This is a genomic window from Streptomyces sp. NPDC055506, assembly GCF_053643595.1.
Map to the genome: position 1 here is coordinate 13,682 of NZ_JBSHKH010000053.1, position 22,636 is coordinate 36,317.

At 68.8% G+C, this 22,636-nt stretch carries 17 protein-coding genes and 6 pseudogenes; 11 read left to right on the top strand and 12 right to left on the bottom strand.

What is annotated here, in order from left to right; all coding sequences use genetic code 11:
* The first annotated feature begins 57 nt into the window (after positions 1-57).
* Positions 58-855, top strand: coding sequence for an oxidoreductase (locus tag ACWIF2_RS21075; protein ID WP_454362123.1), 798 nt, complete (start codon positions 58-60; stop codon positions 853-855).
* Between the two features lie 669 nt (positions 856-1,524).
* Here ACWIF2_RS21075 and ACWIF2_RS21080 read toward each other — a convergent pair.
* Positions 1,525-2,634: a hypothetical protein gene (locus ACWIF2_RS21080; RefSeq protein ID WP_454362124.1), complete on the bottom strand. Its 1,110-nt coding sequence runs from the start codon at positions 2,632-2,634 to the stop codon at positions 1,525-1,527.
* A 161-nt stretch (positions 2,635-2,795) separates the two neighbouring features.
* Here ACWIF2_RS21080 and ACWIF2_RS21085 point away from each other — a divergent pair.
* The 3 genes and pseudogenes from ACWIF2_RS21085 to ACWIF2_RS21095 all read left to right on the top strand — a co-directional run.
* A pseudogene (locus tag ACWIF2_RS21085) lies at positions 2,796-2,969 on the top strand (transposase); the annotation flags it as partial.
* 233 nt (positions 2,970-3,202) lie between these two features.
* Positions 3,203-3,826 (top strand): hypothetical protein, encoded by a 624-nt coding sequence (locus tag ACWIF2_RS21090; protein WP_454362125.1) that lies wholly within the window; start codon positions 3,203-3,205, stop codon positions 3,824-3,826.
* A 43-nt stretch (positions 3,827-3,869) separates the two neighbouring features.
* Positions 3,870-4,058 (top strand): annotated as a pseudogene (locus ACWIF2_RS21095) (IS5/IS1182 family transposase); the annotation flags it as partial.
* Here the strand turns inward: ACWIF2_RS21095 and ACWIF2_RS21100 are convergent.
* Together ACWIF2_RS21100 and ACWIF2_RS21105 are read right to left on the bottom strand one after the other, a co-directional pair.
* Positions 4,058-4,199, bottom strand: a pseudogene (locus ACWIF2_RS21100) (transposase); the annotation flags it as partial. The pseudogenes ACWIF2_RS21095 and ACWIF2_RS21100 overlap by 1 nt on opposite strands.
* An 88-nt stretch (positions 4,200-4,287) precedes the next feature.
* Positions 4,288-4,929, bottom strand: a complete 642-nt coding sequence (locus tag ACWIF2_RS21105) for a hypothetical protein (protein WP_454362126.1) — start codon at positions 4,927-4,929, stop codon at positions 4,288-4,290.
* A 199-nt stretch (positions 4,930-5,128) separates the two neighbouring features.
* On the opposite strand from ACWIF2_RS21105, the gene ACWIF2_RS21110 reads away from it, so the two are divergent.
* A complete protein-coding gene (locus ACWIF2_RS21110) occupies positions 5,129-5,788 on the top strand; it encodes a hypothetical protein (RefSeq protein WP_454362128.1) in 660 nt (219 codons plus the stop codon).
* Positions 5,789-5,876: 88 nt separating this feature from the next.
* Positions 5,877-6,638, top strand: a complete 762-nt coding sequence (locus ACWIF2_RS21115; protein ID WP_454362130.1) for a DUF6193 family natural product biosynthesis protein — start codon at positions 5,877-5,879, stop codon at positions 6,636-6,638.
* 63 nt (positions 6,639-6,701) lie between these two features.
* Here the strand turns inward: ACWIF2_RS21115 and ACWIF2_RS21120 are convergent, their stop codons facing one another.
* Both ACWIF2_RS21120 and ACWIF2_RS21125 read right to left on the bottom strand, forming a co-directional pair.
* Entirely contained in the window at positions 6,702-7,172 is a 471-nt protein-coding gene (locus tag ACWIF2_RS21120; RefSeq protein WP_454362132.1) for an ATP-binding protein, read from the bottom strand.
* A gap of 471 nt (positions 7,173-7,643) precedes the next feature.
* Positions 7,644-8,411 (bottom strand): transposase, encoded by a 768-nt coding sequence (locus tag ACWIF2_RS21125; protein ID WP_454362133.1) that lies wholly within the window; start codon positions 8,409-8,411, stop codon positions 7,644-7,646.
* Positions 8,412-8,480: 69 nt separating this feature from the next.
* Between ACWIF2_RS21125 and ACWIF2_RS21130 the strand changes: the two genes are divergently transcribed.
* From ACWIF2_RS21130 to ACWIF2_RS21140, 3 genes and pseudogenes are all read left to right on the top strand, one after another.
* Entirely contained in the window at positions 8,481-8,864 is a 384-nt protein-coding gene (locus tag ACWIF2_RS21130) for a hypothetical protein (protein WP_454362134.1), read from the top strand.
* Between the two features lie 210 nt (positions 8,865-9,074).
* Positions 9,075-9,477: pseudogene (locus tag ACWIF2_RS21135) on the top strand (hypothetical protein).
* A gap of 25 nt (positions 9,478-9,502) precedes the next feature.
* On the top strand, positions 9,503-9,670 hold the full coding sequence (locus ACWIF2_RS21140) for a hypothetical protein (RefSeq protein ID WP_454362136.1): 168 nt from the start codon (positions 9,503-9,505) through the stop codon (positions 9,668-9,670).
* Between the two features lie 284 nt (positions 9,671-9,954).
* Here ACWIF2_RS21140 and ACWIF2_RS21145 read toward each other — a convergent pair.
* From ACWIF2_RS21145 to ACWIF2_RS21160, 4 genes and pseudogenes are all read right to left on the bottom strand, one after another.
* Positions 9,955-10,924 (bottom strand): annotated as a pseudogene (locus ACWIF2_RS21145) (bile acid:sodium symporter).
* Positions 10,925-11,676: 752 nt separating this feature from the next.
* Positions 11,677-12,738 carry an ABC transporter ATP-binding protein gene (locus ACWIF2_RS21150; RefSeq protein WP_454362138.1) on the bottom strand — a complete coding sequence of 354 codons (1,062 nt, stop codon included), beginning with the start codon at positions 12,736-12,738 and terminating at the stop codon, positions 11,677-11,679.
* Positions 12,735-14,327, bottom strand: coding sequence for an ABC transporter permease (locus tag ACWIF2_RS21155; protein WP_454362139.1), 1,593 nt, complete (start codon positions 14,325-14,327; stop codon positions 12,735-12,737). The genes ACWIF2_RS21150 and ACWIF2_RS21155 overlap by 4 nt, the downstream gene beginning before the upstream one ends.
* A 69-nt stretch (positions 14,328-14,396) precedes the next feature.
* Positions 14,397-15,443 (bottom strand): iron ABC transporter substrate-binding protein, encoded by a 1,047-nt coding sequence (locus ACWIF2_RS21160; protein ID WP_454362141.1) that lies wholly within the window; start codon positions 15,441-15,443, stop codon positions 14,397-14,399.
* Positions 15,444-15,700: 257 nt separating this feature from the next.
* Here ACWIF2_RS21160 and ACWIF2_RS21165 point away from each other — a divergent pair, with 257 nt between their 5' ends.
* Positions 15,701-18,268, top strand: a complete 2,568-nt coding sequence (locus tag ACWIF2_RS21165; protein WP_454362143.1) for an AMP-binding protein — start codon at positions 15,701-15,703, stop codon at positions 18,266-18,268.
* Here ACWIF2_RS21165 and ACWIF2_RS21170 read toward each other — a convergent pair.
* Both ACWIF2_RS21170 and ACWIF2_RS21175 read right to left on the bottom strand, forming a co-directional pair.
* Positions 18,220-18,555: a hypothetical protein gene (locus tag ACWIF2_RS21170; RefSeq protein WP_454362144.1), complete on the bottom strand. Its 336-nt coding sequence runs from the start codon at positions 18,553-18,555 to the stop codon at positions 18,220-18,222. The two genes, ACWIF2_RS21165 and ACWIF2_RS21170, sit on opposite strands and share 49 nt — an antisense overlap.
* Positions 18,556-19,205: 650 nt before the next feature.
* Positions 19,206-20,033 carry an alpha/beta hydrolase gene (locus ACWIF2_RS21175; protein WP_454362145.1) on the bottom strand — a complete coding sequence of 276 codons (828 nt, stop codon included), beginning with the start codon at positions 20,031-20,033 and terminating at the stop codon, positions 19,206-19,208.
* A 608-nt stretch (positions 20,034-20,641) separates the two neighbouring features.
* On the opposite strand from ACWIF2_RS21175, the gene ACWIF2_RS21180 reads away from it, so the two are divergent.
* Positions 20,642-21,619 (top strand): alpha/beta hydrolase, encoded by a 978-nt coding sequence (locus ACWIF2_RS21180; RefSeq protein ID WP_454362147.1) that lies wholly within the window; start codon positions 20,642-20,644, stop codon positions 21,617-21,619.
* A 206-nt stretch (positions 21,620-21,825) separates the two neighbouring features.
* Here ACWIF2_RS21180 and ACWIF2_RS21185 read toward each other — a convergent pair.
* Positions 21,826-22,572: pseudogene (locus tag ACWIF2_RS21185) on the bottom strand (transposase); the annotation flags it as partial.
* Between the last annotated feature and the right edge of the window lie 64 nt (positions 22,573-22,636).

Here is a 22,636-nt window from a genome sequence, read left to right on the forward strand (position 1 = left end):
GGTGAGCAGTTCTACGGCGGTGGCCGGGCCGCCGAGGTCATCGCCGCTCAGGGCGCTGTGCCGGGCCTGCAGCTCTCCCACGCCGGCCGTAAAGCCTCCCGAAGCCGCCCGTGGGGTGAGGGCTCAGACGCCCCGCTCACCGAGGCCGACGGCGGCTGGAGTCCCTTGGGTCCCTCGCCGCTGCCATTCGCCGATGGCTACCGCGATCCCGCCAAGATGACGCACCAGCAGATCGCCGCCGCCGTCGGGCAGTTAACCGCGGCCGCCGCGCTGGCAGTCACCGCCGGATTCCGCGCCGTGGAACTCCACGCCGGCCACGGCCGCCTCCTGCACAGCTTCCTGTCGCCGATCGCCAACCAGCGCACCGACACCTACGGCAGCACCTACGGCGGCCGCACCCTTGGGGTGCCGCTGGCCGTGACCGGCTGGCTCGGCCACCACGAAAGCGATGGTGGCGAACGCTGGATCATCGACCCCACGTTCGCGGAAGGTCACGGCGCCACCGGCCACCGGCGGCTCATGGCGCTGCTCGCGGCACCCAACTGGGGCCTGCCCCTCACCCCTTTGGACAGCCACTGCAACTGCCATCTGCCGCCCGGCTACAGTGACCAGTGCACCACCATCACCGCCGGCGCGGCCCGGCAGCGAGGAGTGCTGGAAGTTCGCACCATCCACCGCAGCGGCGGGCGACTGAAATGGATCCAGCAGCACCGCCCGACGATCTACGCGGCCCAGCAGCAGCTTGCCCTCCCCGTGCCTGCCTGGGTCCACGGTTGGCTCGATCACGGTGGATTTCCTGCTCCGGACGTACCGGTCGACGCGACGAGGGCTGGCTCACCCGGGCATGTCCGGTGATCGCCTGCCCACCGGCTGCAGCCGAGAGGCGCTCACCATCTGTGAAGGGCAGCGAGGGAACAAGGCCGATGAGTGACTGCGCTGGCCCCAGGAATCACGCACCCCTCTCAGGCTGATCACCGCGGAGCAGCCGGCCCTCCTGCTCGAGCCCTGGCTGGTAGCACGGGGGGCATCGCCAAGAGGGCGTCGGCGTACCGTCCGGGTCCAAGCCGTACGGCCACAGCCAGCTCAGAATTTTCCCAGCTGACCTGTGAGCGCCGGTGTCGCCGTGGTCGGCGGCCTGCCGGCCAGAGTTTCGGCGCCCTCCCGGTCCCCGCATCGGCCAATGACGGCACGGTTTCCCCTGGTGAGACTGGCATGCGGCGGATCAGGACGGACGAGTACGGACAAGACACGTACGGATGCCCACACAGGGGGCCCACTCGGGGGTGCCGACGCCACCCGTCCAGCCACTTCGTTGTCCGTATGGCGGCGGATAATCACACAGCCGGCCACGGTGGGGTGCGGTGGTGAAGCCTCAGGGGGCTGTCGAACGCTCGGTGCGGGGTCACCTCGGTGACAGACGCCACTGTTGTGGCGCAATCCGTCCTGCACGACCGGTTCAACGACAGACCTTCCACCTCGGCAGCAGTCACCTGGGAGATGGTCAGGGCTCGGCCCAGGGGCGCTCTACGTCTCGCCCTCCTGCTCTTCCCGCACCTTCTTCTCCTCTCGCAGCCTCTGCCACCGCTGCCGCTGACGCTCGCCGTACGCCGCGTTGCGGACAGTCCCGTCGTCTTCGAGTCCGGATCCGAACGCACCCCCGACCATGCCCATGGAGCTGACGAACCAGGCGAGCCCGGCGTAGTCGTCGACCGTTGCCTTGTGCCCGACCACCTTGCCGAAGGCCGAGGGGGCCAGCGTGAGCTGGCAGACGCCGAAGAGGGCGAGGAACAGGACCACGTACAGGGAGAGCACACCGAAGGTGATCGTCACGCAGGTGACTGTGTTGTAGAGGCGGGAGAAGGGGCGGGAGAGTGAATCGTGAGGGCGTTCCCAGAGCTCGTGATCGATGATGATCCATGCGGTGAGGGCGGTGAGGGAGGCAAGAGAGCTCCCGATCAGGCGTCCCGCGTCCATGCCCGAGGAGATGATCCAGGCCGAGGTGTTGATCAGGCCGAAGGCGGCGGTGGCGAAGACACCGGCCAGTGCGCGGGAGAGGGTGGTGAAGAGCCGCCAGGGCCGGTTGGCCCGCACCATGCCGGTGACGAGACGCAGATGGCCGCGCAGGCCGGGCACGATGAAGCGTTCACGCCCGTCCTCGCCGGGCCCCGAAGCTTCGAGCCTGCCGGCTTCCTCCGGGGACGGAGCGAGATCGGCATGTTCCCGGGTGAGCATGCCGACGACGTCCGCGACGACGCGCCGGGCGCGCTGGCGCATCCGCCAGGAGCCGAGCGCCGGCAGGGACACCAGCGCGATGCCGTCCGCAGGGCTCACCTCAACGCTGACCGGCTCCAGGCCGGCTCGCCGAGGCAGATCGGTGAGGAAGACTCCGGCCTCCCAGTCGCCCTCGGGCAGGAATGGGCGTACGACGTCGGTCACGGAGGAGACCTCCAGTTGCTCGTCCGCGACCAGCGGTGCCGTGCGCGCCGTCACCTGCCAGTCGACGTCGGCGCGGACCCGCCGCCTCAGCTGCTGCGGCAGCTCTTCGGCCAGTCCCTGGGCGATCTCCGACGCCACTCCGGGGTCGGCGACCAGCACGATCCGTACCGCCGCAGCGGCAGGCAGGGAATCTGTCATGGTCTCGATCCGGTGGGGTGTGGGCAGGCGCGACGGGTTTCTCGCCCGAGGTCCCGTTGTAACGCCCCCCTATGTGGCGGTCGAGCGCGACAGGCGCCTTGGCGCCCGGCGTCCCCCGATCAGGCCCTGGGTAACCGGCGCGGCCCCAGGAGGGCATTCGGCGGGACCTGCCGGAGCGGTTCGGACCCTGGGGGACGGTTTGCAAACGGCATCGCCGTTGGTCAGCGGACGGAACGTGGAAGATGCTGCTGACTCGAATGCAGGCCGCTGACGACGCCGCGGGCCGAATCGACTGGGACGTGTTGGTGGAGTCGACCGCAGTGCGGGCCTACCAGTAAGCCGCCGGCGCCAGGAAGACGCCAGCATCCGCACATGATTCGAGAAACATCGCCCAGGGGCCTGGGTGCTGATGTCCAGCCGCCCGTCGCCGTCGAAGTCGCCGAAGACGACGTGCACACCTAGTGACCTGAGTCAGAGATTCATCGTTAAGGGCTGTCCCGTAACTGGGCTGCGCCTCCTTGCCGATCCCGGATCCCGCCATGTCAGTGGCTGGTGACAGGATCGAGAGGTGCTGATCAAGGGATACGACGTTGGCCCGCTGGTGCCGGGTGAGTCACTTCTGGTCCACCCGGGCTTCTGGTCGAACTACCTCATGGCGATGTGTAGCGACGGGGGGTGTGCCGAGCGCCCGGTTCCGGAGTGGTTCGGCGAGGACGGCGCCGATGCCGACGCCCTGTCCGAGGTCCTCTTCGATCCTGAACACTGGCCAGTGTTCAGGGTGCCGGTAGAAGACGGCCCCGGAGCCGTGGTGATCTACCGCAACCTGGACGGCGACTACGGCACCGACTACCTCCTCACCCATCCAGGCAGAAGCTACGTCGAGCAGATCGCCAGCTGGGACGGCGACTTCTCGGGCACGGGGCTGACGTGGCTCGAACTGATCCGGATCGCCGACAACCCAGCCTTGGCGGCCGAAGGCGTCCAGGACACAGTCACCCGCCTCCTGCTACTGCTTCCCCTCCTCACCGACCCGGACATGCCGGCAACAGCATCCGCAAGGCTTGTCGCCGCCCTGACCGTAGTCGGCGCGCCGCAAGACACTGCGTCCATCGCGGCGGAGCATCTGCTGGCCCACCTCACAAGGAGATCCCGACACGACCCCACGTGGGCATCTCCGCTGAGCGGCAGCTGACGGGCGGCCGAACCGTTGATCACACCCGTGGAACGATCTTGATATGGCTGGTGCGATCACGGCGTCGGAGTCTTCCTGGATAGCCCCGTCCTCCGGGCTGAGTCCTCGCGCCTTCGGGAAGCTGATGACGGTTCTGCGGCGCGAGGGTGCGGACGCGGTCCGCAACGGCCAGCCCTGGAGCCTTCCGCTGGAAGACCGGGCCCTGCTCGTCGTGGCCTACTGGCGCACCAACAAGTCACGCCACTGCACCCCGGTCCAGAATCCCGTCGATCACCTGCCGGTGATCCCGCCATCTGCCACAACGCCCGTTGCTGACCGGTAGGAACGGGCGAAGCCGCTCCCATTCGGCATCCGTCAGGTCACCTCGCCCCATGACCACGTGAACAATTCGGCAACGGAGTAGTCACATGATCAGCTGGACGGCGACAGCCTTGTCGGCCTCGCTGCCGAGGGCCGCGTGGTCATCGGTCGGAACAGCTGGCGGTCTTCAGTGCGCGGCCCGCGAGCCAGGCAGCGATCCGCTTCTGCAACTCCTTGTCGGCGCGGGGATAGTCCCAATGTGCGTACCATTCCAGGTCTTGCAGGATGTTCTCAGAGCGGGCCGGGTGGGCCACCACCCTCACGTCGACCCCGATCTCGCCCGTCGAGCAGCCCATGTACACGCTGCTGTCGAGCGCCATCATGCTGAAACCCGGGTGGCCCGCACGTATGCCGAGGAACGCCGATGCCGCACCCCGACCCATGATGTCCCAGCGATCAAGGAGCCGGACCCGGGTCCAGACCCGCGATGGGGCACGGCGGCCGTAGTGCAGGTTCTTCGGCAGGACGGCCTGGTGCGTGTAGGTGCCGTGAGGAAGCATGACGAGGAACTCGCGCCGGTGGCCGAAAAGACCCGAGGAGACCGCCAGGCCATGCCAGTCCTCGTTGAGACGCTCGACGAGCCGTGGGGTTTCGTACCGGTGGGAGAAGCCGCCGACGATGTCCTTGGGACCATATCCGGAGACCAACGGCATCGTGCCGTCCGGCACGGCGTCCGGGATCACCTCCAGGCCGGCCCGCCACAGCGGCCGGTACATCTTGCGTTCGCGCTCCTGAATACCCACGGGTCAGTGTTCTACCAGGTGCGGCGCGCCAAGAATCCCCGGCCCGGCGCGTCTCCCGTTCCCGGCCTCCCGGATCGGACCGGTGCTCGGATCAGATGCATGATCGGCCGGACAGGGCCTAGCCCTAGGACTTATCCGGACGATCATGTGTATAACGGGGATGACCGCGTTTTGCCGCGGTGGCGGTATCGAGGAACGCATGACCGCGTCTGCCATAACGGGAGTCGGCCCGGGCGCGGAGCCGAGCACCGCCCTGCCCCGTGTGCTGATCGGCGGAGACGGCATGATGGGGATCATGAAGTCTCTCGCCGTAGCCGGTCTGCGCATCGTGGAGGGCTGGACTGCGCCCGACGGGCTCCTTCCGCCCACCGTCACCAGCCAGGCACCGAGCGTCCCGTCTGAGGACGGGCGCGTCGAGGCCATGCTGGACTTCCTCGATCCGCAGCTGCACGAAAAGGCGAACGCCGACTGGTACCGGCTGTCGGTCGAAGGAGGACTCTTCTCCGAGACCGACTGCAGGTTCCTGATCGCGCTCCACCCCGGCCAGGACCGCCTCGCACGGTGGCACTGCGTCGAGCTGCAGAGCGAGTGGGACATCATGGGCAAGGGTGCTGACGGACTGCTAGGCAGTGCCCCCTACCGCCCCGAGTTCAGCATGCTTTCCCTCGACGGGAACGTGCTGTGCTTCGCCACGACGTGGGAGCACGCCATCAGCACCTCGGTGCTGAAGGCGCCGCATCGTTCGCAGGTCCTCCGCGAGTGGGCCGAGGATCTGACGGACGGCACCATGGACGACATGGGCGATCCGGACGAGGCACCGCTGAGCCTGGCGGCACATCGCTGGCTCGACAGCCACTAGCTAGGAGGGCCGCCGATCCTGTGACGCAGTGCGCTTGCTCTCGGGCTTCGGACAGGTCACACCTCCACCCACGACCTACGGTATGTGCATGAAGGAACGTTCAAGCGAAGTGTCGACCGACCTCTATCCAGAGTTGGCTGTGCCGGGCGGCTTGGGAGAAGCGTTGGCTCGCGAAGTGGCTCGCCGCGGGCGCGCTATCGGCCCCATGGAACCCGTTGAGGGGTTCGCCCCAGCGGTAGCCGCTTGCCGTGTTCGTGGAAAGGCGCGGTTCGCGGTCTATGCGACCAACGACGACGAACGCGAGTTCCGTATCGAGATCTCCGCGGACTCCGGATGGCTCTGGGGCGCCTTCGGCAGCACCGATAGCCTCGCGGTGGTGGCCGCCATCCTGCACGAATGGTGTGAGGGCGCATCGATCGGTCAGCTGCGCCGCGAGTGGACGCTCCTCGCGGATGACCCGTTGAAGGCGGCACCGCCTGGAAGGGTCGTGTCGACCGCCTGGCGACTGACCTTGGAACGCTCGCCGGTGATCAGGCTGGGCGACGCCGAACTTGCCGAGGCTCTGTATGCCCAGCCAGCCCTGCGTGTCTTCTTCCCGTGGCCGTCGCACGGCCAGTTCAGCCTGCTCAGCAGCACCGCTGCTCCGTTCCATGAGGAGCTTCCGCGTGTGATTCCGACAATAGACGGGCTGTGGGATGTGGTCGCAGAGCGATCTGCGCAGACACCGTCACGTGTGCTCGGTGCCCGCCTCAGCGCCGGCGAAGCCGCAGCGCTGGTGGCGGCGAACATTCCCGCAGGCAGCGGCCCGGCCGTCGAGGGTGGTTGGCCGGAGCGCGAGAGCACCGCCTGATCTTCGATCGTACGAACGCCTGGTTGGCCGCCATCTCGTCGGTGACCCCGGGCGCCGTGGCGTTCAGGTAGCGGCGGACTTTCGGGCTTTGCTCCGGGTGTGGGCGAGTCGGTAGGAGTCGGTGCCGGCCTCGATGATCGTGCCGTTGAAGGTGAGCCGGTCGACGATCGCGGTGCAGAGCCTGGGGTCGGTGAAGGTTTTGGTCCAGCCGCCGAAGGATTCGTTGGAGAGGCAGAGCGGCTGTGCCTTCTTCGCCCACTCGCAGGTGGCCAGGGTGTGGATCACGGCGGGGTCGATGTTGGGGTTGGCGTCAAAGTCGAACTCCCGCAGCGACTTCTGCCTCGAAAGCGCGGCGGCTTTGATCCGGCGCTCGGAGCGACGTCGTGCCCGGTCATCGCACTCGGCCAGCAGGAGTGGCGTTAACGGTCTGAACTGGCCCCACTTTTCCGGCCCGAACTGGCCCCACTTCGGGGCTGGTGCGGCGATTCTTCCGGCTTGAAGTGGCCCCGGCTTCCGGTCTGCACCGGGGGCCACCCGCCCAGCTTCGCCGGGACGTCTGTCCGGGTAACTCGCTGTGGGAGAGAATGCTGGGCATGACGACTTGAAGAGCACCGGCCGGGCGGCAGCACTGGCGCAAGGTCGGGACCTGGAACACGATCTCCGACGGGGACCGTCGGATCTGTGCCGCCTGCAGTACGCCCGTCCGCTCGTACCAGTACCGCTTCTATCCGCCCGAGTCCTCCATGTTCGAGCGGTGCATCGGACTCGCCTGGTGTTCCAGTTGCCGGATCTACTCCGGCAACATGGTGCACGTCCCGCGAAAGCGGGTCCTGGTCGACGCCCTCGCTTCGCTTCCTGGCGAACAACGGGAGAGGCTTGCACGTTCGGAAACACGGCTGATTGAGTTCCTGGACCGCCAGGCCCGAGGCAGCAGAGATTAAAGGCTGTCCCGTAAGTGATCTTGGGGGTCGACGGAGGATACGGGTGGCGGCGGTGCGACCTCGTCTATCCCCTGAGGGCGAGGTTGTGCAGGCGGGCGATGCCGAGCATCGCGTGGTGGACGCCGTCGCCTTTCAAGCGGCAGTCGCGGAGGATCTTCCAGCTCTTCATGCGGGCGAAGGTGTGCTCAACGCGGGCCCGCACTCTCTTGTGGGAGCGGTGGTGTTCCTCCTTCCCGGCCGGCAGTTCCTCACCCTTGGTGCGGCGGTGCGGGATGACGAGTCCGGTTCCCTGGTAACCGCCGTCAGCGGTGGTCATGGCGGAGCTGACGGCGTCCTTGGCTCCGGACTCCTCCCAGCCGCGTGAGTCGTGCCGGTTGCTGGGCAGGGGGCGGCCGACCACGACAACAAGGCGGGTGTCCGCGTCGATGACGACCTGATGCACCGTGGAATAGCGATAGTTCTTCGACTGCGCGGCGATCGAACGGTCGCGGGTGGGGACCAGAGTGCCGTCCACGATCAACACGGCGTCCTTCGCGAACCGCTTGCGTGGTTTGAGAGTGAGCTTCGGGCCGAGGTGGTCAATTACACGACTGGCCGCGGACTTCGACACACCGAACGGTGGCGCCAGTTGCCGCAACGTCAGGTTGGTCCGCCAATACGCGGCGACCAGCAGCACCCGGTCCACCAGCGGCAGCCTCCACGGCCGTCCGCGACTCGGAGCGTCGGCACCCTCCTGACGCAGTTGGGCCACCAACTTGCTCAAGGCGCGTGGGCCCAGCCCACTGAACGGGGCTATCCAACTCGGCTCCACTGCCGTGATCACACCAGCCACCTGGAGATCATTTCAGTTGCCGATGCCCCTTCTCGCGACTGATCCTGGGCACCGAGCGAGGGAGTCGAGATGGGACTGATGCTCTTCCCAGGCGACGACGACGTGGCGAGCCCTGACGTCTCCTGGTCCTACACCGGCTTCAGCATGTTCAGGATGTGGCTGGCCCAGGCCGAGGGGTTCACACTCGCCGAGATGGACGGCTTCGGCGGAGATCGTCAGTGGTGCAGCGTCTCGACCACGCTGGCGCCACTACTCAACCACCCAGATGACGATGGCCCCGACCTCACGCCGACTCAATGCGCGGCCATGTTGCCCCGGCTGGAAGCACTTCTCGACCAGCATCAGCCTGATGACAGCGACGCCGTCCTCCGACGGCGGATCGAAGACGTCAGCCAGTTGGTCACTGTCCTGCGGTTCTGCGTGGACAAGGGCGTTGAGCTCATCTTCGGCTAACCACCGGAACGCATAGCGACCTGCCACCTGAGGGAGCGGCCCGCGATGACGGGACATCCTTTAGACTGCCATATTGGCGCCGTGACAGATCCCGGTGTAACGCGGCGGCGCTGACACGACGCAGAACTATGCGGATACCGGCCACAAGCGGGGGCGAATCGCCGCCCAGGTCGCCGTGACCGAAAGGACAGCGTCAGGTCGGAAATTGTTGTGAACAACGTTGATCCTGCTTCCGGGTACCAGACGTACGACCAAGCCCCGCACCAGGTGCACGGCCAGTCCCCGCACCAGGTGCACGGCCGGCCCTCCGGGCCCGACCGCACCAGGCGCAATGAGGCCACTGCGCGGGGTGTCGCCGTAACGGTCTGCACGATCGCCGATGTTGCGGCAGGTTTGATCGGCTTGTGGATCGTGCTCTACCTGCTTGACGCGGACCAGGGGGAATCCCTTTGTTGTGTTCGTGCACGGAACAGCGGACTGGCTGTCCGGCTGGGCGCGAGACATTTTCACTATGGACACAGAAGGCCTGCGCGTTGTCCTCAATTACGGACTCCCGGCCGTCATCTATTTGCTGATCGGTCACGGAATCGCTGCCCGGATCAACAGGGCCTGACCACAGCGGAGGGACCAACGCAGTGATGCCCACTCCCAGCGAAAGCCATCACGTGCCGATCTATGAGGACTTGGTGCAGGAACGCGGTGACGTCGTGGCGGAGGCTCAGATAGCCGCCGAGCACACGCAGCACCAGGCAGCGGAACTGCTGGGCGGACAGCATGCCGACCCACCGCACCCCGTCGGGGGGTGACACGTTGCGTGTGTCTGGGCTGCCGAACTGTGCCGCCGCTGCCCGTCTCCCGGAGGCACCTGACCGTTTCGGTCACAGCACGGGCCCCGGGGGAGGAGAGGCATCCCCGGGGCCCGGCATATGGAGTCGTGCTGTTCCACGACGACGCGATCTGCACGTCAAGGGGCGTGCGCCCGTCTCCGCGTTCAGCCCGCCTCGGGCTGTGAAGGCTGCACCTGACGCAGGCAGTACACACACCTGGACGCCGAGTCGACGCGGCCCATGCACCGCCGGAAAGTGACTCTTCAGAGAGCGGTCGGCTCCCTCGCGTGTTGCTCCCGGCCGGGCACCAGGCGAGGAACCAGGAGGACATAGGCGACCATGCCGAGCATCTCGACCAGCGTCTGGGCGACCACGACGACCGCGGCCACGGCCAGGTCGCCGGGCAGGACAGGGGCCAGCGGCAGGACAACGAGAGAGTTACCGGTAGCCCCAGTGAAGACGACCGCTCGCCCCGCGGGCGCGTCCAGGCGGAACAGGCTGGTCACGGCCTTGCCTGCGCTCGCCATCACCACCAGGAACACCGTGTAGAACGGGACGACCGCGGCGACGTCGGCCAGGCTGTCGCCGAGCTTGGGCACTTGGGAAGCGGCCACGACCAGCAGCGTGGCCGCCATCAGCGGCACCATCGTGGTGGTCGCCGCGGCGGAGACCTTTTGGCCGGCCGGACGGCACGCGGCCCACGCCTGCGGGGCCCACGCCTGGGCGAGCGGGATGACGATCAGGACGACGAACGCCTCGATGAACGGGCTCACCTCGACGATGTCGGCGAGCCCTGAGCCCATGAGCAGGTACAGGAACCCCGGAAGGAGCGGCATCTGCGCGACCAGTTGGACCGGGGTGGCGGCCAGCAGGCGGCGGCTGGAGCCGCCGGCGAGCCCGCAGAAGACGATCATGTGGTCCACGCACGGGCCACGGGCACAGCAGCACACCGAGCCGCACCGCCTGGTCGGCCGGCAGGAACGCGAACATCGCGGCCACCACCAGAGGCACGACCACGTAGTTCACCACGACCGCGGCAGACAGGAACCGCCTTCGCGCAGCGAGCGCACCAGCTCGGCGGCGGGGACCTGGAGGAAGGTGACGAACAGCAGCCCCCCGAGCACCGGGTTGATCGCGTGCTCCAGCCCCGGCCCGAGGCCAGGGGCCTGTCCAGCCGAGCAGGCCGCCGGTGGCCATGGCCGCCAGGTAGATCGCGACCTGGTGGTGTTCCATCTGCTCGACCAGGCCCTGCGGTCCCTGCTGCGACACCCGAACTGCTCCCTCTGCTGTGCCGGTCGCCTCGTGGCAGCCGCGCGCTTCGATCCTCACAGGCCACCGTGCGCGGCCTGGCCTGCGGCTCCCGCTCAGTGAGAGGTCTTGTTGCCGTCCGGTTCCTGAGGTGGGCCGGGGATTGGCATGCCGAGGTCGGCCGGCGCCGCGACCGTACGGCAGGACGTCATCCGGCGTCGCCGCCGTACCACTAGAACGCCGGGTCCGGTGGCCTTGGTCGTTTTTGCTGGGGTGGGTGTCTGCGGGGCGTTGGTCGGGGGTGGGGTGCGGGTGGGGCTGAGGACGGCGAGGTGTGGGCCCGGGCAGTTCATTGTGCGTGACTGTGGTGGTCCTGGCGTCGAGCGTGCCTCGGGGCGGGGATGAATGGGAGGAGGAGGTGATGGGGTTGGTCCGAAGGGGTCGGCCGGTATCCCGGCGGGGGACTGGGGTGCTCTGACTTCCAGTTGGAGTGCGGTCGGGGTCAGGTGCGGTGGGCGGGGTTCATGGCGTAGGGACTGTGGAGCATGGTGGGTAGGGCGGTGGTCGCGGCCCTGGGCGGTGATCTTGCGTATGTCCTCGTTCTGGTTGGCGGTGACGTGCGTGGGGTGGGTCTTGTGGGCCTTGTGGGTGGAGTCGAGGAGGGCGTCGAAGGCGAGTCGCGTGAAGGAGCCTGTCGGATCCGGACCCGGGCGGGGTGGAGGCGTGGTGGGCTGTGGCTATGGGTGGAGGCGGGCCTTGCCTGTGATGCGGATGCCTGTTTCTTGACCCGGGTGGACGGTGGGGGGGCCTGCGGCGCGGATGTTGACTGGGGTGTGGTGGCCTTGGATGGTGACGGTGACCATGGTGTGGTGGCCGTAGTAGGAGACGTCGGTCACTGTGCCTGTGATGGAGTCTTCGGAGTCTGTGTCGGTCAGCAGGAGTTGTTCGGGGCGGAGCAGGACCGTGCCGGTGCGGAGTCCTTGGGGCGGGGCGGCGAGGGGTACGGTGCCGAGGGCGGTGTGGGCTGTGTGGTTGCCTTCGACGGTGGCGGGCAGGTGGACGGCGTCGCCGACGAAGTCGGCGATCCAGGGGTCGGCGGGGTGGCGGTAGAGGTTTTGCGGGGTGGTGCACTGGGTGATCTGTCCGTCTCGTACGACGGCGACGAGGTCGGCGGTGGACAGGGCCTCTTGTTGGTCGTGGGTGACCAGGACGGCTGTGGCGCCGGTTGCCCGCAGTGCGGATCGTACGTCCGCGCGCACACCGGTGCGCAGTGCGCTGTCGAGGGCGTTGAACGGCTCGTCGAGCAGGACAAGTTCGGGGCGCGGGGCGAGCGCGCGGGCGAGGGCGACGCGCTGTTGCTGGCCGCCGGACAGTTCGTGCGGCATGCGGTCGCCGTAGCCGGCCAGTCCGACCAGTTCGAGCATCTCCTGGGTGCGGCTGGGCCGTTCGGCTCGGTCGGCGCCGGTCAGCCCGAAGGCGACGTTGCGGGCTACGCTCAAGTGCGGGAAGAGGGCTCCTTCCTGGGGCACGATGCCGATGCGGCGCCGCTCCGGCGGGAGGTGGACGCCGGGTCCGTTCAGGAGCCGGTCGCCGAGGCGGACGGTGCCGGCGTCGGCGCGCAGGAATCCGGCGATGATCCGCAGCATGGTGGTCTTGCCGCAGCCGGAGGGGCCGAGGACCGCTGCCAACGCGCCTGGGGGGACGGTGAGTTCGAGGCTGTGCAGGACCGGCTCTCCGGCTTGGTAGGACTTGGTGAGTCCTTCGATGTGCAGTGCGTTCGTGTCGTTGGTGTCGTTCATGTCCGGTGCCTGCCTAGGAGGTAGGAGGGGACGGCGGCCAGCACGATCAGCGCGGCGGCGTAGGGGGCGGCGGCGGCGAAGGAGCCGGCACCGGTCTCGGTCCACAGCCGGGTGGCGAGGGTGTCCGTGCCGGTGGGGCGCAGGAGGAGGGTGGCGGGGAGTTCCTTCATGCAGACCACGAAGGTGAGTGCCGCCCCGGCCGCGACGCCCGGCGCGGCCAGCGGCACGGTGATCTCGCGCAGCACCTGCCACGGCCGTCGTCCGAGCGAGCGGGCCACGTCTTCCAGGACGGGCGGCGCCTGGAGCACGGCCGCGCGGGTGGCGGCCACCGCGACCGGCAGGAAGAGGACGGCGTAGGCGCAGACCAGCAGCGGGAGTTGCTGGTACAAGGGGTAGGCGTAGCGAACGGTGAAGAACACCAGCGCGAGCGCGACCGTGATGCCGGGCAGGGCGTGGCCGGCGTACGCCGCCTGTTCCAGCAGCCGTGCTCCGGGGCCCTTGTGCCGGGCGGCGATCACCCCGACCGGCAGGGCGAGGAGTGTGGTGAGGCTCGCGCCTGCCGCCGCCACTGCGAAGGTGGCCCAGGCGGTCTCCGCGAGCCCGCCGAGGTCCCAGGTGGCCGAGCTGCCGACGGCCAGCCAGTAGCCGAGGCTGCTCAGCGGGAAGGCGACGGCGATGGCCGTCACCGCCCCGCACCACAGCAGGGCGAGCGGCCGCCATCGGCCGAGGGTGAGCGCAGTGGCCGGGCGGGCGGTGCCCGTTCCGGTCCTGGCGTGGCTGGCCGGGCCGCGTGTGCGGGTTTCGGCGGCGACGAGCGCGATCGTCATGACCACCAGGACGACGCTGAGCGCGGCGGCCGGGGTGCGGTCGAAGGAGGCCCGGTAGGAGGTGTGGATGGCCCGGGTGAAGGTGTCGTAGCGCATCAGTGAGACCGCGCCGAAGTCGGAGAGCACGTACAGCGCGACGAGCAGTGCCCCGCCCGCGGCCGCCGGCCGCAGTTGCGGGAGCGTGACGCGGACGAAGGTCCGCAGCGGTCCGTGCCCGAGGGAACGTGCGACCTCCTCCTGTGCCGGGTCGATGCCGCGCAGTGCGGCGGCGACCGGCAGATGCACGTAGGGGAAGCTGACCAGTGTCAGGGCGAGGGCGGCGCCGCCGAAGCCGGTGAGGTCCGGCTCGGCCGACAGCCAGGCGAAGGCGGCGACGTAACTCGGTACGGCCAGCGGCATCGTGGCCAGCACCGACCAGACGCGGGCCCCTGGCAGTGCGGTGCGCACGGTCAGCCAGGCCAGGGAGACACCCAGCACCAGGCAGGCCGCCACGACCACGGCGGCCAGGCCAAGGCTGCGGCCGAGGAGGTCGAGCGTCCGCTCGTTGGCGATGACCTCCCAGGCGAAGGCAGGGCCGCGTTCCAGGGCGCGGATGGCGAGGTAGCCGAGGGGCAGCAGGGCGAAGAGGGCGGCGGCGCAGGCGGGGACCAGCAGGATCAGGGCTGGTCGGCGATCGGGTCTGCGGGCCTTGCCCGGCTGGCGCGATATCCTGAGCCGCGTGCGGATGGAGCGGACCGTGCCGCTTCCGCTTGCGGCGTGCACGCGCTCGCGCCCGGGTGGGGCCGGGTCTCCGGTCGGGCGCGAGGCGGAGGGTGAGATGCGCACGGTGGGTCAGACCAGTCCGACGTCCTGGAGCATGGCCAGCGTCTCCTGGAGGGACTCCAGCTTGCCGAGGTCGATGTCGGGGGACTCGAGCGAGTCGAACGCCGGCAGGCCTTCCACGGTGCTGGTGACTCCCGCGGCCAGCGGGTACTCCTTGGTGTTGTCCGCGAAGTGGGTCTGTGCCTCCTTCGACAGCAGGTAGTCCACGGCCTTCTGGGCGGTGTCGCTCTGCCCGCTGTCCTTGAGGATGCCGGCGCCGGCGACGTTGATCAGTGCGCCGGGGTCCTTGCCGGGCAGGAAGTTCAGCTTGGAGTTGACCTTGTCCTCGCCCTTCTCGGCGACCCGCTCGTACCAGTAGTAGTGGTTGACCAGGCCGAGTTCGGCCTCGCCGGCCTCGACGGCGTCCAGGGTGGCGAGGTTGTGGGCGTAGGTCTTGGCGCCGTTCGCCTTCAGGTCCTCAAGCCACTTGCGGGTGATGTCGTCGCCCTTGAGGACCCGCATGCCGGTGACGAAGGCCTGGAAGGAGGCGTTGGTGGGGGCGAAGCCGACCTTGCCCTTCCACTCGGGCTTGACGACGTCGAAGACGCTGTCCGGGACCTCGTCCTCGGCGACCTTGTCCGGGTTGTAGGCGATGACGCGGACGCGCCCTGAGAGGCCCACCCAGTCACCTTCGGAGCCGCGGTACGCCTTGTCGACCTTGTCGAGGGTGGCCGTGGGCAGCTTCCGCAGCATGCCCTGCCTGGACAGGGCGCCCAGCGCGCCGGCGTCCTGGGAGAAGAACAGCCCGGCCTTGGTGCGGTCGCCCTCCTCCAGGATCTGCGCGGCCAGTTCCGCGCTTTCGCCGTAGCGCACCTCGACCTTGGTGCCGACGGCCTTCTCCAGCTTGTCGAGGATCGGCTTGACCAGCTTCTCGTTGCGGCCGGAGTAGATGACGAGGCCGGAGTCGCCACCCGCGCCCGCGCTGTCCTTGTCGTCGGAGCCGCATGCCGCGAGGGCGGGGAGCAGCAGGCCGGCCGCGAGCAGCGCGGTGATCCGGCGAACCGAGGGGCGTCGCATGGTGTGTGCCTTCCTGCGGGGCTCGCCGTCACGCCGCCGGTCATGTCGGTGCAGAGCGAGGGGCGAAGCCATCCTGTGGCTTTGCTGTGGCTTGATTATGACCATGCTATGAATAAGGTAAAGCTTACCTAATCGTCAAGGCTTCTGTGTTAACAGCGGACGTTGCCGCGGAAAGGGAGCGCCCCGTGCTCCAGATCTCCGGATCCCTCCCGGCACCTGCCGCCCCCGACTCACCCTCAGCACCGTGGCCGAAAACCGTGCCCTTCACGCGCGGACTGGCGGCGTACGGCGACCGCGTCGCGCTCATCACGCCGGACGCCGAGCTGACGTATCGCCGGCTGGGTGAGCGCGTGGCCGCCACCGCCGAGCGCCTCGGGCCCGTACGGCGGCTGGTGCTGCTGGCCGGGGCCAACCGCTCCGACGCGCTCGTCACCTACCTGGCCGCCCTGTCCGCCGGTCACCCCGTCCTGCTCGTCCCCGGCGACAGCGAGAGCACGATCCGCTCGCTGACCGAGGCGTACGCCCCCGACGTCGTCGCCCGCCCGCACACGGACGGGACGTGGGCCCTCGACGAACGGCACCCCGAGAGCGCCCATACCCTCCACCCGGACCTCGCCCTGCTGCTGAGCACCTCCGGTTCGACCGGCTCGCCCAAGCTGGTGCGGCTCTCGCACGGGAACCTCCAGGCCAACGCCGAGTCCATCGCCACCTATCTGGGTATCGACGACACCGACCGGGCGGCCACCACGCTGCCCATGCACTACTGCTACGGCCTCTCCGTCATCCACAGCCACCTGCTGCGCGGCGCCGGGCTGATCCTCACCGAGCGGTCGGTGTCCGAGGCTGCCTTCTGGCAGGAGTTCCGTGCCGCGCGCGGCACCTCGCTCGCCGGGGTGCCGTACACCTTCGACCTGCTCGACCGGATCGGCTTCGAGCGGATGGACCTGCCGCACCTGCGCCGCGTCACCCAGGCCGGGGGTCGTCTGGCCTCCGAACGTATCGCACAGTACGCCGAGTTGGGGCGCCACTGCGACTGGGAGCTGTTCGTCATGTACGGCCAGACCGAGGCCACGGCCCGCATGGCCTACCTCCCGCCACACCTTGCCGCCGAACGCCCCGAGGCCATCGGCGTGCCGATACCCGGCGGCTCCTTCCGGCTGCAACCGGTCGACGGCCACGGTCCAGATGTCGGCGAGCTCGTCTACTCGGGGCCGAACGTGATGCTCGGCTACGCAGAGAGCCCGGCCGACCTCGCACTCGGCCGGACCGTGGAGGAACTGCACACCGGGGACCTCGCCCGGCGCGCATCCGACGGGCTGTACGAGATCGTGGGCCGCCGCAGCCGCTTCGCGAAGATCCTCGGACTGCGGATCGACCCGCAGCAGGTGGAGACGCTGCTGGAAGTTCACGGAGTCACCGCGTTCTGCGCGGGCGACGGGGAGGCACTCGCGGTGGCCGCGCTCGGCGGCGCCGGCGATGAGGCACGGATCCGGCGGCTGGTCGCGAAACAGTGCGGGCTCCCGGCCCGTGCGATAGGGGTCCGGGCCCTGTCCGAACTGCCCCGCCTGGCCACGGGAAAGCCCGACTACGAGGCCGTAAGACACTTGACGCGCCCAGCTCAGGACGAGGCGCCCGGCACTGGTGAGGATCTCCGCAACCTCTTTGCGGAGATCCTCGACCGCACCGACGCCACCGAGGACAGCAGCTTCGCCGGCCTGGGCGGCGACTCCCTGTGCTACGTCGAGATGTCCCTGCGCCTGGAGGAGGCACTGGGCCACCTGCCCACCGACTGGCACAGGTCGACCATCCGCGAACTGCGGGCCCTGGCAAAACCGGTGGCAAAGACGCCGGAGGGACAGGACGGGCGGACAGAGCCGCGGCGGGCCCGTCCGGTTCCGGGACTCGGCAAAGCCGCCTCCTGGGCCACCCCGCAGTCCTGGCGGACGCGCCGCACCCTGGAAACCGGCATCGCCCTGCGCGCGGTCGGGATCGTCCTCATCGTCGGCTCACACGTCCAGGTCTTCGACATCAAGGGCTTCGCCCACATCCTCATCGGCATCGCGGGCTACAACTTCGCCCGCTTCCAGCTGACCGACGCCGCGCGCCGCGAGCGCGTACGGCACCTGCGGCGCAGCATCGCCCGCATCGCGGTACCGAGCATGGTGTGGATCACCGGCGCAGTGGTCCTGACCGACTTCTACGACCCGGCCAACGCCCTGCTGCTCAACACCCTGCTCTCCCAGGGGAACGACCGCTTCGACTGGGCCTACTGGTTCGTCGAGGCCCTGGTCTACTACCTGGTCGTCCTCGCCGCCCTCATGGCCGTACCGCTGCTGGACCGGCTGGAGCGGCGGTACACGTTCGGCATGCCGCTGGCGCTCCTGGCCGTCGGTCTGGTCGGCCGCTACGACGTTCTGGGCCTGGCATCCGCCCGCCCCCAACTGAGCCCCTCGGTGGTCTTCTGGCTGTTCGCACTCGGGTGGGCGGCCGCACGGGCAGCCACCGCGCGGCAACGGGCCCTGCTCACGGCCGTCCTGCTGCTCACCGTGCCCGGCCTGTTCCAGGACCAGCCCCTGCGCACCGCCCTCGTGATCGCCGGGCTGGCGCTGATGATCTGGGTACCGACCCTGCCCAGCATCGGCCCGCTCAGCGCGCTCGCCGGCGTCCTGGCGAGCAGTTCCCTCTACATCTACCTGACGCACTACCAGGTCTACCCCTACCTCCAGGAGGACTTCCCCCTCACCGCCGTGCTCGCCTCCCTCGTGCTCGGCGTCGGCTACGCGGCGGTCGTGACGCGGGCCGCGCGGACGATCCGGTGGCTGTGACCGGAGCACGCAGGCACGAGCAGCCCGCTCTGGGACAGCTCATAGTGATAGCGCACGTCCGTTGTGCGGCGCGTCGTGGCCTGCACGTACTGTGAGGGCAGCCGGCTGGCGCCAAGGCGCGTGGGCTGGCCGGGAGCCGGGTCAGCCGAGGCGATGAAGCGGAAGGGCCGATCTGCGCACTGGCCGCCTGTGGCGCCGGTGGTGATCGTGACCTGTCCGGTTGTGGGTTCGACGATGTGGACGTTGTCCGTCAGGTACCGGTTGGCGCCGTCGATGCTCGCGACCACCGACGGTGTTTCCGCGAAGTCGCTGTTGAAGGTGATGAGGTACTTGCCGGTTGGCTTCGGCCCATTTGAAGCCGGCGCCGGCGGTCCGCTTGCCCTCAGCCGAGACGGTCCCCCGGATGATCTGCAGGGTTTCGGCCGTGATGAGCTCGTGAGGCACTTCCGTACTCCCTTGTTGGGTCCGCCCCAGTCGTCACGTGTGTGCCGAGCGGGCCGCGGGACGCGGAGCGGCCTGATCGCGGTCCGAGTGTGGTGGACGGCTGATGCAGCGGGGTCAGGGCAGGGGGGTGTAGGTGACGGGGGTGTGAGGGCAGCCGGCTGGCACGGCCCCGGGCTCCAGCCGGTCGGAGGGACGCTGCACGATGCGACGTTGGCCCTCTCTCGCAGCTACGAAGGCGCTGCGGTGCAGCAGGTTCGAAGGAGCGCTCTTGAGCGGCAGCTGGAGCTGCGTTGCGGGACGACGGAGACGGCGAGTAGGTGCGCAACGGTCAGTTGAATCATGCCCGGCCAGCGTTGACAACGCTCGTGATCAATACAGCTGGGGTCCTTGGCCGGGTGATCGACCACCGTGAAGGGCCCGGTGCAGACTGGTGCTCGCCAACCGGGTCGCCGGGCCGGCGACAGGCGTGGTGGGCTGCCGTTGTCGGCGCTTGTCAGCCCGACGGGGTTCGGGTGTGGCTGGTCGCCCATTCGAGCGCGTAATCGGCCACCTGTTCCCAGCCGGGCTCGACACCGGTGAAGTGTGAGCGGTCCGGGAACTCGTAGGTCTCGGTCACTGCCTCGGAGTTGCGGTACTTCTTCGCGTTCGAGCGGATCACCGAGGGCGGCATCAGGTGGTCCTTGCCACCCATGATGAACAGCAGCGGCGCCCGGTCGTCCAGGTCGTAGTCGACCCAGGTCTCCTGGTGGCCGGGCTTCCAGTTGGCTATCAGGCCGTAGGCCCATACCCAGCTGCCGGGCGCCGGGATGTGGAGGCGGTCGTAGGCCGCGTCGGACTCCTCCCGGCTGCACGTGTTGGCGAACGCGTAGTGGAACTGCTCCCTGGTGAAGCCCACCGCGCGGTGCCGGTTGGCCGGGTTGGCGAGGACCGGGAACAGGGACTTGATCTGGGACGGCGGGTTCACCCGCACACCCTCGGGCGGCGCCGAGTCGATCGTCACGGCGGAGGCGCCCAACCCTCGGTTGACCAGCAGTTGGGTGAAGGTCCCGCCGAAGGAGTGGCCCATGATGATCGGCGGACGGTCCAGGCTCTCGACCACGTCGCTGAGATGGCCGAGGGTCTCGGGGACGGATGCCGCGGCGATGATCTCGGGCTTCTCGCGCAGCGCCTCCACCTCGATCTCGAACCCTGGGTACGTCGGCACGACCACCTCGTAGCCCTTCGCCCGGTAGTACCGCGCCCAGCGATCCCAGCTTCTGGCGGTCATCCAAAGCCCGTGGATCAGCACGATCGGCGGGGCATCGGTCGTCGGCTCGCTCATGGTCCTCCTTCCGATTGCGGGTTGTAACAATCGTCGACCTCGAACATCGGCCGTACAACCGCAGCGATGAAGCGGCGGCCGACCGGCGCACGCTGTGCACCGCCGCCCCTCCGGGGGCGCCGATCGCTTCCGTGACTTCCTGGCCGTCCGGGATGAGGGGTGAAACCGAACCGATCCTGGGCCTCACGACGTGGACCTGGACCGTTGCCCCAAACAGTCGCTTCGACAACGGGGCCTACCCAGGCTGAGCCCGTGACGGAGGCAGATCCGCCGGAAGGGGCCGCCTGGCGAATGGTGGTCGGAAGACTCGCATCCGATGATCTGCCCGAGATCGCGACCGAGGGGCCTGACCCGATCTGGGCCCCGCAGCCGGCCCTCCACCTGCTTCGGCCTCGGCTCGGGCCGTACCAGCGCAGTGGCGGCACGGACCCCGGCCGCGCGGACGCACGGATGCGATCACGACACGGAGGGACGACGCTGGAGTCGTCGCAACGCTGCGCTGCCTGCCCAGTGGCGGGGCGCATCGACGCTCCCCGGTCAGGCCGCGCACGGGCCCTCAGCATCTCTCTCAGCCACGTGCACCACCCCCAGACCTCACGGAGATCGTCATGACCGCTCCCTCCGGCACCGTCGTTCCGGAGCCCGCAGCCCAGCAATTCGCGGATGCCACGTCCCAGCCGCCGTTCCTGTACGAACTGGGGCCCGACAAAGCCCGCAGGGTGCTGGACGACCTCCAGGCAGAACCGATCGAGAAGCTCGATGCCGACTCGGAGTGGATCACCGTTCCTGCCGAGGCCGGCGATGTACGCGTCCGCATCGTCCGGCCGCGCGGCTCCGCGCCACCTCTCCCCGTGGTCCTCTCCATGCATGACGGTGGCTGGATTCTGGGCAACGCCGACACCCATGACCGACTGGTGCGCGAGCTTGCGGACGGGGCGCAGGCCGCAGTCGTGTTCGTCGAGTACACCCGCTCTCCCGAGGCGCACTACCCGGTGGCGATCGAGCAGGGCTACGCCGCCGCTCAGCGGATCGTCCGAGAAGGCGCTGCCCTGGCCTCGATCCGGACCGCATGGCGGTGGCGGGCGACTCGGTCGGCGGAAAACATGACAGCTGCTCTCGCCCTGATGGCCAAGGAGCGCGGCGACGTCCGCTTCGTGCACCAGTCCATGTATGACCCGGTCACCGACGCCGAAATGAACACCAGGTCCTACGCCGATCTCGCCACCGGCTCCTTCCTCACCGCCCAGGACCATGGAGTGGTTCTGGAACGCCTACAAGCCCGACCGCGCGCAGCGCAGCGACATCACCGCCTCCCCCCCCCGAAAGCCAGCCTCGATCAGCTCGCCGATCTGCCACCCGCCTTCCTCCTTGTCGACGAGGCAGACGTCCTGCGCGACAAGGGCGAGGCGTACGCGGCCAAGCTCCGCGCCGCGGGCGTCGACATCACCACGGTCCGTTACGACGGCACCACCCACGACTTCATGATGCTCAACCCGCCCAGCGACACCAACGCCACCCGTGCGGCCCTCGCCCAGGCCGCCGCAGTGCTGCGCGACACCCTGAGAAGTGGTGTCGCTTCTCCTTGATCTGTGACGTTCCATGACTCGGCCGGTGCTTCGTAGGCCGACGGCCGTTCTCCAGGGGCCAACTGCCCCTTTTGACAGGCTCGGCATGGCATCCGATTCCATCTGGCGATCCGCAGCGCGGCAGTTGCCGCTCAGGCTCCCCGTCGGCACGTTCTTCCTGAACTCCGCGATGTCGAAACGCGGCGCGGACCAGGCCACAGCTGCGAGGGGCGTCCGCCCCAGCGGATGCCTTTCTCGCTGCGGATGCGGGCGCGTTCCTTGCGCTCGGCGGCCAGGACGCCGCGATGGCGGGCGTTGGCGTTGCGCCGGCGCAGGTAGGCGTGCAGGGCCCCGGTCTGCACGGTGTGGTCGGGGTGGTGGAGTTGGCGATGGTGAACTGCCGTAGCGCTCCGAAGCGGGATTCGATCGGGTTCGCCCAGGAGCCCTAGGTCGGCGTGAAGCACAGCTCGACCTTGTCCTTCTTCGCCCAGCGGCGGAGGTCGGTGCCTTTGTGGGCGGACAGGTTGTCCAGGATCACGTAGATCGGTGCGCCGTCGGGCCGGGCGGCGCGGATCGACTTCAGCGCGGCCAGCGTTCGCAGCCCCTTTCTTGCGGCAGTTGATGCCCCACAGGCGGTCATCGCCGAGCGAGTAGCAGCCGTGGAAGTAGCGCACCCCGTGAGCGCGGTGGTAGCTGGCCGGCACCCGATCGGGGGGCTTCCGTTCGGCCCAGCCCGAGCCCGCGATGGGCCGGATCCCGAGCGGGCCGACCTCGTCGAAGGCGAACACCCGGTCCGGGAAGCGGTCAATGACCTCCTCGATTCGGTCCAGCTTCGCCTCACGGCCGGGGTCGGGGGATTCCTTCCCTGTCTTGGTGCGCTGGAAGGTGACACCGCGGCGGGCGAGCCGGCCGCGTAATGCCTCGCGGCCGATGCGGATGATCCGGTCGTGGACCGTCCGCAGGTAGGCGACGAGCGAAGATCACCCCATCAGGAACCCTGCTCGACCTGCATGCTCCACGATCGGTTGAGATTCGGAT